This window comes from Rhizobium sp. P2_G2, from assembly GCF_056403555.1.
The window spans coordinates 42,584-54,238 of sequence record NZ_JBFUFF010000020.1; the positions used below are offsets into that span (position 1 = coordinate 42,584).

An 11,655-nucleotide genomic window follows, 5' to 3' on the forward strand; every position below is an offset into this window, starting at 1 on the left:
TGCGTCGGGGCCTAAATGCCCTAACCTAGTCCGTGCTTTGAGAGATGACGATGAGATTTGAGACCTTCGATACCGGAGCAGCCCGCTCCCCCGAATTGCCTTTGATTTCCGTATCTTCGGAGGTTGGCCGGTGCTAAGCCGCATCTTCGTCGTTGTCGGCGGCCTCCTGGTGATCGCGCTGTTTGCAGCGCTGTTCGCACCCTATTTCATCGACTGGACAGATTTCCGCCACGATTTCGAACAGCAGGCGAGCCGCATCATCGGCAAGAAGGTGGTGGTGCATGGCCGCGTCGACGCACGCCTGCTCCCCTTCCCCAGCGTGACGATGACCGACGTCCGCGTCGGCGAGGACGAGACCGGCGACGCGATCGTCGTTGCCGACAAGTTCTCGATGGAATCGGAGCTAGCGCCCTTCCTCAGCGGCGAAGCGCTGATCTACAACATGCATCTCGATCATCCGAAAGTGAAGCTGAGGTTGACCGAGGATGGCTCGCTCGACTGGGTCAAGACCGGCAATCCGCAGATCCCCGCTTCGACCGTGGTGCTGGAAAATGTCTCGATCACCAATGGCGAAGTGCTGTTCATCGACGACCAGACGGGTCACAACCGGCATGTCACCAACCTGAACCTGAAGCTTTCGGCCAAGACGCTGGCCGGCCCCTGGAAGGTCAATGGCCGCGGCGTCATCGATGGCCTGACCGGCGGCTTTGTCATGACCACCTCGGTGCCGGACCAGGGCAAGCTGTTCCTCAAGCTTCGCCTCCTGCCCGACGATCCCGGCATCGTCGCCGAGATGGATGGCTCGCTTGGTCTCAACGGCTTGCGCCCGGAATATGCCGGCAGCTTCCGTCTGCGCGAAAAATATCGCTCCGAGACCGCACTGGAGGAAGGCGAGGTCAACGAGGGCCAGAAATCGCCGGCACCGCGCATATCCGGCGAGTTCGCGCTCAGCAACGAGAAGCTGCGGATCAAAAAGTATGAATTCCAGATGGGCAATCCCGCCGACCCCTATGTGGTGACCGGCGAAGCAACCATCGATGCCGGCCGCAAGCCGGATTTCCTGTTGACCGCCGTCGGCCAGCAGATCGACATGAGCCGCTTCGGCCCGCAGGCCGACGACGGGAAATCGGCGATTTCGGTGCGCGACCGCCTCAAGGCGCTGATGACGCTGGCGCGTGACATCCCCATCCCACCCATGCCCGGCAAGGCGACGATCTCGCTGCCCGGGCTGGTGGCCGAGGACACGGTGATCCGTGACATCACCCTCAACATGCATCCGGCCGGCAATGGCTGGCAGATCGACAAGGCCGAAGCCCAGCTTCCCGGCCGCACGACCTTGTCGGCCAAAGGCAAGCTCACCGTGCTGGGCGATCCCTCCTTCGATGGCGAACTCATCCTCGCGTCCAACCAGCCCTCCGGCTTTGCCGAATGGGTGACGGGCAAGGTGCCGGAATCGGTGCGGCGGCTGAAGACCGCAGGCTTTGCCGCCGATGTCAGCATCACGCCGGACCTGCAGCGCTTCGAAAACCTCGAAATCGGCTTCGGCGGCGCCAGCCTCAAGGGACGGCTGGAGCACACATTGTCCGACAGTGCCCCACCGACACTGTCGGCCGAGCTGACCGGCAACGAGTTCGATCTCGATACGGTGATGGCGCTCGGCGGATTGCTGACCGGCGAGGCTTCGATCAACTCGATCTTCAATCACCAGATCGCCGCACGACTGAAATTCGACCATTTCAGCGCCTACGGGCTGAAGGCCGACGGCATCGACACGACCTTTTCGCTCGCCGATGGCGGCATCACCAATGCCCGCCTGTCAGCGAAGAACTTTTATGGCGCCGAAATCGGCCTGACGGGCAACTTCCCCCATCTCAGCGGCCAGCCCGTCGGGGACGCGAAGATCAAGATAAAATCCGCCGATCCGACGGCACTCTTCAACCTCGTGGCCGGCGCGCTGCCGGTGCATCCGGCGATCCGGCGGCTTGCGGCCAGCGCCAAATATTACCAAGGCAGCGATCTCTCCCTCAATCTCAAGCTGGGCGAAGGCGATTGGCCGATCGAGGCCGCCATGAGCGGCATTGCCCATGGCAGCCGGTTGAATGCCAGGCTCGCCGCACAATCGCTCGACCTGGTCAATTCCGGCGGCCTGTCGCTGGATGCCACGATCGAGAACCCGGATGCCTGGGTGATGCTCGGCCAGGCCGGCTTGCCCACCATCCCTGTCGACGCCGACCAGGACGGCATCCTGACGCTGCATGTCGAGCAGCCGGCCGACAGCGATCCGCAGGTCAATTTCTCCTTCGCCTCAGGCACGACCAATGTGAAGATTGCCGGCCAGACGGCGCTCGACACCGCCCATTTCCTCAACGGCTCCTATTCGCTGTCAGTCGATAGCGGCGATCTCGCCCCCTACCTGATCATGACCGGCGTGTCGCTGCCGCGCCTGGGCGAAGGCCTGCCGTTCACGGCCGCCGCCAATATCTACACCACGGCGGAAGCGATCGGCATCGAGAACATTGCCGGCGATACCGATGGCAACAAGTTCGGCGGCATCCTCAATCTCGACCGCCGCCAGCAGGCGCCGATCTTTGGCGGCGAACTGCATTTCGACAGCGCCGACCTGATGTGGCTCGCCGAAGCGATCTACGGCAATGTCTCCAATCCGTCCTCCCCTGGCCTGTCGCGCCTGCCGGTGCCGAAGAACACCGGCCTGCCTGCTTCTGCCACGGTAGCGCTCACCGTCAACCAGTTCCACCTCGGCGCGCTTGGCGCGGTCGAGCAATTCAAGGGCAAGCTGACCTCGGAGCCGGGCCGCATCGCGATCAGCGATGCCAGCGGCGCCTTCTTCCCACCCGGCCGGTTCACCGGCAATGTCGAGATGGGCGATACTGACGGCAATGCTTTCTTCCGCGCCCGGCTCGGCGTCACCGACGCGGCGATGAAAACCGCCTTCTGGCAGCATGCCGGCCTGCCGGTCGCCAGCGCCCGGTCCAACCTGTCGCTGGTGATCGATACGACCGGCACCAGCCCGCAGGCCATGCTCGATACGGCCACCGGTTCAGGCAGGCTCGAACTTTCGGATCTCCGCATCAGCGGCCTCAACAGCAAGGCGCTGGCACCGATCCTCAAGGCCGTCGACGCGGTGCCCACCGATGTCAACGACGCCATGGTGGCGCCGACCGTGCAGGCCTCGCTGTTCGACGGCACGCTCGATTTCGACAAGCTGAACATTCCCTTCGCCATCACCGGCGCAAAGCTGCGCGCCGACAAGGTCGAGGGTAAAAACGACGACATCCAGCTCGACGCCGAAGGCACGCTGGCGCTTGCCGATGCGACGCTCGACGCCACCGTTCAGACCACCTTCAACCCCGGCGAACAGGCCGTCACCGGTGCCGATCCGACCGTACGCCTGCTCTGGCAAGGCCCGTTCATCGCGCCGACCCGCACCGTCGATGTCGCGCAGATGACCAGCTTCCTGTCGCTGCGCCGCTTCGATCAGGAGCGCCGCCGCGTCGAGATCCTGCAAGCCAAGATGGCCGAGCAGCAGCGGCTGCGACGTGAATCGATGCTCTACCGCACCCGCGACGCCGAGCGCGAACAGCTGAAGCAAAAGGCCGCCGACGACGCCCGCCTGCTCGAACAGCAGCAGGAAGCGCTGAAGGCGCTGGCGCGCCAGGAGGAAGAGCAGCGTCGCGCGCAACAGGACGGCACCGTCAATCCCGAAGACGTGCCGGCACAATAGGCAGGGCGCGCTGGTATGCACAAGCCGATCCTCAGCGCCCCATTCCTGCGCCGCATCTGGATGAATCCGGAGAAACCGTTCGACGCCTCCGCCTATCCCTTCTTCCTGCCGCTTTACCGCAAAGGCGATTTCGAATTCCATTTCGAAAATGCCGTGACGATCTTCGTCGGCGAAAACGGCAGCGGTAAATCCACCCTGCTGGAGGCCATTGCCGGCCTGATCGGCTTCGACCAGGCCGGCGGCGGCAATGGCTATCGGCCGACGGATCACGCACGGGCGGTTGAGACATCCGGCGACCGGCTGTCGGCGCATCTGCGGGCCAGTTGGCTGCCAAAGGTCACCCATGGCTGGTTCTTCAAGGCCGAGACCTTCTTTACCGTGGCGCGCTATCTCGACGTCGCAGCCCTCGACTCCGACGCGCCGCCGCCGGACTTCCTGTCGCATTCGCATGGCGAAAGTTTCCTGCGCTTTTTCGAAGAACGCTGCCAATCCCGCGGCATCTATGTTTTCGACGAACCGGAATCCGCCCTCTCCCCCTCCCGCCAGGTCGAACTGCTGAAGCTCATCGCGCGCATCAAGAAGAGCGGCCAGGGCCAGGTGATCATGGCCACTCACTCGCCGCTGCTGATGGCGCTGCCGGGCGCTGCCCTGTTTTCGATGACGCGCGGCGACATCGTGCCGACGGCGCTACGCGAAACCAGTCATTTCGCCATCTACCGCGAATTCGCCGAGGCACCGGAAGCATTCATTGAAGAACAGCTGGATATAAGAGAGTGACAATACTCCAAAACCCTGCATCGCACGAAGCAAAGACTTCAACCAAAACAATGCGAACACCTTGTTAACCACCTTCATTTACTACGTTCCTCAACTCATCCCGTTCGTGGATGATATTTGCCAGCGAGGGGAACATGGGCATTTTCGGCAAGCATTCCAGCAAGGAATTCGAGGCATTGGCAGCGCGTCTGAAAGACGTGACCGAGCGGTCTGAGCTTCTTGACGAGGCCTGCGGCATCGGTCTCTGGGAAGCCGTGCTGCACAATGGCGACGCCATGCACCCCGAAAGCCGCTGGACCTGGTCTGCCGAGTTCCGCCGGCTGATCGGCTACAGCAACGCCAATGAATATCCCAATGTCGTGCAATCCTGGTCCGACCGCCTGCATCCCGATGATGTGGCGCCGACCTTCGCCGCCTTTGGCGGCCACCTGCAGGACAAGTCGGGCAAGAGTCGCTACGACGTCACCTATCGCCTCAAGGTCCGCGACGGCTCCTACCGCTGGTTCCGCGCCACGGGCGGCTGCAAGTTTCAATCCGATGGCGTCACTGTACGCGCTTGTGGTTCGCTGACCGACATCCACGAACAGGTCATGCTGCAGCAGGAAGGCAAGAAGAGCGCCGAGGAAAGCAAGGTTGCGATCAGCGCCATGCTGCAAGCCATTGCGGCCTTGGCCAATGGCGACCTCACCCACCGCATCACCGGCACGCTGCCGGAGTCGGCCGACGTGCTGAAGCGCGACTTCAACACCGCCACCGAAAAGCTGCAGAACATCCTCGCTCAAGTCGCCTCGACCATCGGCAGTATGCTCAACGGCGCCAACAATATCAGCCACGCCACAGACGATCTCGCCAAGCGCACCGAACAGCAGGCAAGCTCGCTGGAAGAGACAGCCGCAGCCCTCGAAGAGATCACCGCCACCGGACAGAAAACCGCGTCGAGCGCCAAGGAATTGACCGGCTTCACCTCCAAGGCGCGCTCCGCCGCCGAGGAATCCGGCGCCGTCGTCGGCAATGCCGTTCAGGCCATGTCGGAAATCGAAAAATCCTCCGGCCAGATCGGCCAGATCATCGGCGTCATCGACGAGATCGCCTTCCAGACCAACCTCTTGGCGCTCAATGCCGGCGTCGAGGCCGCGCGTGCCGGTGAAGCCGGCAAGGGCTTTGCCGTCGTCGCCCAGGAAGTGCGCGAACTGGCACAGCGTTCCGCCACCGCCGCCAAGGAAATCAAGGCGCTGGTCAGCACGTCTTCCCAGCATGTCGAGCGCGGCGTGGCCCTGGTCGATCGCACCGGCACAGCCTTGGAAAGCATCATCGTCGAAATCAACAACATCGCCCAGCTGATCGACAATATCGCCCATTCCGCCCAGGAACAGTCGACCGGCATCAACGAGATCAACAGCGCCGTCAGCCAGATGGACCGGATGACGCAGCAGAACACGACCATGGTGCAGGAGACCGCCAATTCCAGCGTCACCCTCTCCGACCAGGCCGCACAGCTTTCACAGCTTGTCGGCCTGTTCAAGCTGTCGTCTGCCGCGCCGGGCTATGCGCCGGCACGTCGCGCCGCTTAAAGCACAAGGACGCCGCCTCCACGACCGGAAGCGGCGTCCAACTTCAAACTTGCGGCTGTCAGGTCAGCCGGTCAGTGGCATTTCTTGAGATTGTAGTGGGTAGTTTCGGTGTCGCCGTCGCGGCTGGTAGTTCCCATGGAAATGTCGCAGGTGAAGCGGCGTCCGGCAAGGCGCGCGATCCTGTTATAGCCCGCGCGATCATCCTTCTCCCACACCAGGTTGCGGATCACGAAGTCCCCTGGACGATCCGACTTGTCGCATTTCAGCACCGCATATTTCTTGCCACCATGTGCGGAAGCCTCGATCATGCATCTGGCCGTCATCGTCTCAGCATGCGCCGCGCCGCTGAAAATGAAGGCACCGACCGTAACGGCGACACCAAACAGAAATTTCCGATACATATTCGCCCCTTAAGATATTGTCCCATGGCGAGATGTACTTGAAATGGTTGTGCTGTCAACCGCGGGTCATGTCTGGAAACCGCTGCAACCTGCGACAATATTACACAGGAACGACCGCCCTCACTGCCGAGGGAATGGTCCGAATTGCCTGGTTCACAGCGATCGCCGACCGCATCTAACCCGCAACGCGCTCACCAAAAAACAGCAGACAGCCGTCCGGGTCCTTCACATGGAATTCGCGCATGCCGTAGGACTGGTCGAAAGGCGGCCGCACCCTGCCCTCCGGCAGTTCTCCCAGCGCCGGCCTGAGCACGTCGAACAGCCGGTCGACCCCGTCGACCGTCAGATAGATCGAAATGTTGTTGGCCGTGGCGTTCAGCACGTCCGGATTGTCGGTGTGAATGAACTGGATCATCGCCTGGTCGCGTGAGACCCGCGCGAAGCTGCCATCGCCGGCGAGGAAGCACAGCTCGAAGCCGAGCACGTTGACATAAAAATCCGCGCTGCGACGGATATCGCTCACCGGCACGATCGTCGCCGCACTTTCAATGACGGTCTTGTCCACCCCGCCCATCCTCATGCAATTCCTCAGCACATGCACCCTAAGTGCCGAGGACAGGTTGTCGCGTTCGTCGCGCGTCTCGTCGACTTCGGCTATGACGGCCGCCAGAGAGCGCCCGCGCGCGGCCGCGAGCGCCCTGAGTTCGTTGTGGAACTCCTCCTCGAGCGAGAAGGAGGTTCTGTGTCCATGCAGCGTGATCGAATATTTCCGGATCATCGTGATTTATCTCGGACCTACTCGGATCATTCGGCGGCCTCGGCGAGCGGCGGCGGCAGGTCGCGCGCTTTCTCGTCCTCGCGGTCGAGCGCCTGCGCCTCCTCCATTTCCTGCGCCAGCCGACCTTCCTCATGTGCTTGCGGCTTGGTCAGGCCGGCGATCAGGAGATAGGCAACGGGCGTGATATAGAGCGTCACCAGCGTCGCCAGCCCAAGGCCGCCGACGATCACCCAGCCGAGCGCCACGCGCGCTTCCGCACCGGCGCCGGCCGCCAGCGTCAACGGCACGCCGCCAAGCACGGTGGCGATCATCGTCATCATCACAGGCCTCAGACGGATGCGGCAGGCATTGCCGATCGCATCCCGCACACTCTGGCCCTCGTCGCGCAGCTGGTTGGCGAAYTCSACGATCAGGATRCCGTTCTTAGCCATGATGCCGACCAGCATGACGAGGCCGATCTGGCTGTAGATGTTGATCGTCTGGCCGGTGAGCATCATCGCAAACACCGCACAGGCAAGCCCGAGCGGCACGGTCGACATGATGATCAGCGCCGAAAGGAAGCTTTCGAACTGCGCGGCCAGCACCAGAAGGATAATCACCAGCGCAAAGCCGAACACGCCGGTCATGCCCGACGAATTCTCATGGAGCGTCGCTGCTTCGCCGAGCGGCAGGATATGCACGCCCTGCGGCAGGATCGTCGCACCGGTGGTCTCCGCCAGCGCCAGCGCGTCACCCAAGCCAAAACCATCCTTCGGCACGGCGGTGATCGACACGGCCCGCGTCTGCTGCTCGCGCGCCAGCTGCGGCGGGATCGACCGTTCAGTAAGCGAGGCGACCGTCGACATCGGCACGAACTTGCCGTCCTTGGTCTTCAGGAAGATGTTTTGCAGGTCCTGCGGGTCATCGATCGGATTGTTGGTCGACACCAGCATGATGTCGACGGAACGGCCATCGAGATAGACGGTGCCGATCGAGGTGCCGGCAAGCAGCGCCTGCAGTGCATCCGCCAGGCCGGCAATGTTGATGCCGACATCGGCCGCGCGCTCGCGGTCGATATTGATCGAGATCTGCGCCTGCGTCGGGTCGGCGTCGAGCCGCACGAGGTCGAACTTGCCGCTGGCGTTCAGCGCATCGATCATCTTCGCCGCATTGGTATAGAGCAGGTCATAGTCATTGCCGAGAAGCGCAAAGTTGAGGCCGCTGCCGGCGCCGCGAATGCCGAGGCTGTTGGGCTGGACGATATTGGCCTGCAGCGCCGGTGCCACCAGCAGCGCCTTGCGCACATCGGCCGAAATGTCTGCCTGCGAACGGACGCGCTTTTCCCATGGCGCAAGGGTCAGGATGATCATGCCCTGGTTGGCCTGGCCGTTCTGGCCGCTGATGGTGAAGATGTTCTGGATCTCGCCGCCGTCGATCAGCGGCTGCAACTGCTCTTCGACCTTGGCGAGCTGGTCCTGGGTATATTCGAGGCTGGAGCCCTGCGCCGATTGCGCCCGGATCATGATCGTGGCGCGATCTTCCCGAGGCGTCAGTTCCTGGCCGAGCGAGAAGAACACCACGACCGCGGCAAACGAGATCAGCACAGCCGCGGCAACCACCATGCCCGGCACCGCGAGCACGACGGCGAGCGTCTTTTCATAAAGCTTGGCAAAACCGGTGCCGAATAGTCCGAGCAGCCCACCATGCTCCTCGACATCATGCCGGCCGAGCATGCGCGAGGCGAGCATCGGGCAGAGCGTCAGCGCCACCAGGCCCGAAAGCAGCACGGAGACAGCCAGAGTAAAGCCGAATTCGCGAAACAGACCGCCGGCCTGGCCGGGCAGGAAGGCAAGCGGCACGAACACGGCCGCAAGCGTGATCGTCGTCGCCACCACGGCGAAGAACACCTGCGTCGTGCCGAGCACGGCCGCTGCTCGCGGCCCCATGCCTTCGGCGCGATGGCGGACGATGTTTTCGAGCACGACGATGGCATCGTCGACAACCATGCCTGTCGCCAGCACAATAGCGAGCAATGTCAGGATATTGACCGAAAAGCCGGCGAGATAGATGGCCGCCAGCGCACCGATCAGTGCCACCGGCATGGTGATCGTCGGGATCAGGGTCGCGGTGAAACTCCTGAGAAACAGGAAGATGACCGCCACCACGATGATGACGGCAAGGATCAGCGACGCCACCACTTCCTCGATCGCGCCGCGGATGAAATTGGCATCGTCGCTGGTGACGCGGATTTCCATGCCCTTCGGCATGGTTTTCTGCAATTCGGCGACCATGGCGCGGACGCCGCGCGAAATGTCGAGCGTGTTGGATTGCGCCTGGCGGATAATGCCCAAGCCCACGCCGGCAATGCTGTTGGAGCGCATCGTCGACGTGCCCTCCTCCGCGCCGAGCGACACGGTGGCGACATCGCCGAGCCTGACCTTGCCATTGATGATCATCGCCGCAAACTGCTCGGGCGTCGTCAGGTCCGATGTGGCGCGCACGACGATATTGGTCTGTGGGCTTTCGATCGAGCCGGCCGGCACGTCGAGGGCTGCGGTGGAAAGCGCGTCCTTCAGGTCGGCAATGGTCAGCCCGCGGCTGGCAAGCTTGGCCTGGTCGATATCGACGCGAAACGCCTTCTTCTTGTCGCCGAAATACTGCACGTCGGCGACGCCATCGACGGAGGCCAGCCGTGACTCGATACTGTCCTGGATATAGGCCGTCAGGTCCTCGGCCTTCATCACGGTCGACGTCACCGCGAGCCGGATCACCGGGTCCGAGTCCGCGTCGGCCTTGACGATCTGCGGCGCGTCCATGTTGAGGGGCAGATTGTTGCTGACGCGGCTCAGCGCATCGCGCACATCGGCGGCGGCGGTGGCAAGATCGGTGGAATCGGAAAATTCGAGCGTCACCTTGCTGGTGCCGAAAGCCGAGGTCGAATGCATCGCCTTGAGGCCGGTGACGCGCGCCACGCCGCCCTCGATCACATCCGTCACCTCACGGTCCATGGTCTCGGGCGAGGCGCCGGTCAGCAGGCTGCGGACTGTGACGATCGGCCGGTCGACGGAGGGCAGTTCGCGCACCTCGATGCCGCGGAAAGCGGCAAGGCCGGCGACAACGATCAACGCGTTGAGCACGAAGGCGAGGATCGGCCGGCGCACGAACAGCGAGGCGGAAAACGCCCTCTGGACCGTGGAGGCAGCTTTCATGGGCTCGCCGCCTTGGTCTGGTCCGCCTCTGCGACCTTGTTGGGATCGTTCTTGCCGTCCTTTTCGTCGTAGAGCTTGACCTCGAGCCCGTTGCGCAGCCGCTGCAGCCCCTCGGTGACGATCCGGTCGCCCGGATTGATCTTGCCCTGCACGAGCACGCTGTCGGAATTCCGCTGGATGACGACAGCCGGCACTTTCTCGACCTTGCTGTCCTTGCCGACGCGCCAGACGAAGGACCCGTTGCTGTCCCACTGGATGGCGAGCGGATCGACCGACGGCCAGGTGTCGCCGGGCATCTGCATCACCATTTCGAAGGATTGGCCGGCACGCAGCTCGTCATTCTCATTCGGCACTTCGGCCCTGAGATGTAGGGTGCGGCTCGCCACGTCTATGCGGTTGTCGATCGCCTGGATCTTGCCGGCATAGGTCTTCTGGCTGGCGATCGGATCGGCCTCGACCGCCTGGCCGATCTTGACCAGACCGGTAAACCGTTCCGGCACCCAGAAGTCGACCAGCAGCGTCGAACGGTCGTCGATGGTGACAACAGGCGTCGACACCGTCACATAGGCGCCGACGTCGATATTGACGATGCCGGCAATGCCTGACACCGGCGAGCGGATGTCGCGGCGATAGAGATTGAGCTCAGCCATCGACAGATTGAGCCGCGCCGTCTGCACCGCCGTCTGCGCATCCTGGAGATTGGCGCGCGAAATGATCTTCTCGACATTCTGGTTGCGGCTGAGCGTATTCTGCGCCGCTTCAAGCGCCACTTTGGCCGATTGCACGGCGATCTTCTCGATATCGTCATCGAGCTTGGCGATGACATCGCCGGCATTGACCTTCTGGCCCGGCTTGACCAGCACCTCGGCGACCTGACCCGGCACCAGCGGCGTCACTGCCACCGAGCGTACCGCAACCCCATCGCCAATGGCATTCAGCCGGTCGGCGACCTCGCCGGTCCTGGATGGCTTGACCACGACCGTCAACTGGCCGTTCAGTCCGCCGCGGTGGCTCTTGTCGCCCGGCTTAGCGGTCGGCGCCTCGCGGCCCACCAACGCTACGATGTTTTCCGGTACGCCGAGCTTGCGGGCAAAAGGCGCCGAACCCGGCATGTAGTGCATGAGGATGAGCGCGCCGACGACGAAGAAAACCAGGCCGGTCAAGAGTTGGGTCAGGATGCGCATCAAGGGTCTCCGGG

At 63.0% G+C, this 11,655-nt stretch carries 7 protein-coding genes and 1 pseudogene; 3 read left to right on the forward strand and 5 right to left on the reverse strand.

The annotated features are described in order from the left end of the window. The first annotated feature begins 130 nt into the window (after positions 1-130). From AC1D06_RS16675 to AC1D06_RS16685, 3 genes are all read left to right on the forward strand, one after another. The gene (locus AC1D06_RS16675) at positions 131-3,742 is read left to right on the forward strand and encodes an AsmA family protein (RefSeq protein WP_477876824.1); all 3,612 of its coding nucleotides are present in this window, start codon (positions 131-133) and stop codon (positions 3,740-3,742) included. Between the two features lie 15 nt (positions 3,743-3,757). After that, entirely contained in the window at positions 3,758-4,519 is a 762-nt protein-coding gene (locus tag AC1D06_RS16680; protein WP_477987078.1) for an AAA family ATPase, read from the forward strand. Positions 4,520-4,653: 134 nt separating this feature from the next. Further along, positions 4,654-6,090 (forward strand): methyl-accepting chemotaxis protein, encoded by a 1,437-nt coding sequence (locus tag AC1D06_RS16685; protein ID WP_477876822.1) that lies wholly within the window; start codon positions 4,654-4,656, stop codon positions 6,088-6,090. 71 nt (positions 6,091-6,161) lie between these two features. Here AC1D06_RS16685 and AC1D06_RS16690 read toward each other — a convergent pair whose 3' ends face one another. From AC1D06_RS16690 to AC1D06_RS16710, 5 genes and pseudogenes are all read right to left on the reverse strand, one after another. Next, positions 6,162-6,491, reverse strand: coding sequence for a hypothetical protein (locus AC1D06_RS16690; RefSeq protein WP_477876821.1), 330 nt, complete (start codon positions 6,489-6,491; stop codon positions 6,162-6,164). Positions 6,492-6,666: 175 nt separating this feature from the next. Then, the gene (locus AC1D06_RS16695; protein ID WP_477876902.1) at positions 6,667-7,071 is read right to left on the reverse strand and encodes a bleomycin resistance protein; all 405 of its coding nucleotides are present in this window, start codon (positions 7,069-7,071) and stop codon (positions 6,667-6,669) included. Between the two features lie 9 nt (positions 7,072-7,080). Next, positions 7,081-7,269: pseudogene (locus AC1D06_RS16700) on the reverse strand (ribbon-helix-helix domain-containing protein); the annotation flags it as partial. Positions 7,270-7,295: 26 nt separating this feature from the next. Next, positions 7,296-10,457 carry an efflux RND transporter permease subunit gene (locus tag AC1D06_RS16705; RefSeq protein ID WP_477987079.1) on the reverse strand — a complete coding sequence of 1,054 codons (3,162 nt, stop codon included), beginning with the start codon at positions 10,455-10,457 and terminating at the stop codon, positions 7,296-7,298. After that, positions 10,454-11,641: an efflux RND transporter periplasmic adaptor subunit gene (locus AC1D06_RS16710; protein WP_477987080.1), complete on the reverse strand. Its 1,188-nt coding sequence runs from the start codon at positions 11,639-11,641 to the stop codon at positions 10,454-10,456. The genes AC1D06_RS16705 and AC1D06_RS16710 overlap by 4 nt, the downstream gene beginning before the upstream one ends. Positions 11,642-11,655: the final 14 nt, after the last annotated feature.

Bases quoted from the DNA above. Each gene is read 5' to 3' on its own strand.
- AC1D06_RS16680 (WP_477987078.1), top strand. From the start codon at position 3,758: ATGCACAAGCCGATCCTCAGCGCCCCATTCCTGCGCCGCATCTGGATG.
- AC1D06_RS16685 (WP_477876822.1), top strand. From the start codon at position 4,654: ATGGGCATTTTCGGCAAGCATTCCAGCAAGGAATTCGAGGCATTGGCA.
- AC1D06_RS16690 (WP_477876821.1), bottom strand. From the start codon at position 6,491: ATGTATCGGAAATTTCTGTTTGGTGTCGCCGTTACGGTCGGTGCCTTC.
- AC1D06_RS16695 (WP_477876902.1), bottom strand. From the start codon at position 7,071: ATGAGGATGGGCGGGGTGGACAAGACCGTCATTGAAAGTGCGGCGACG.
- AC1D06_RS16710 (WP_477987080.1), bottom strand. From the start codon at position 11,641: ATGCGCATCCTGACCCAACTCTTGACCGGCCTGGTTTTCTTCGTCGTC.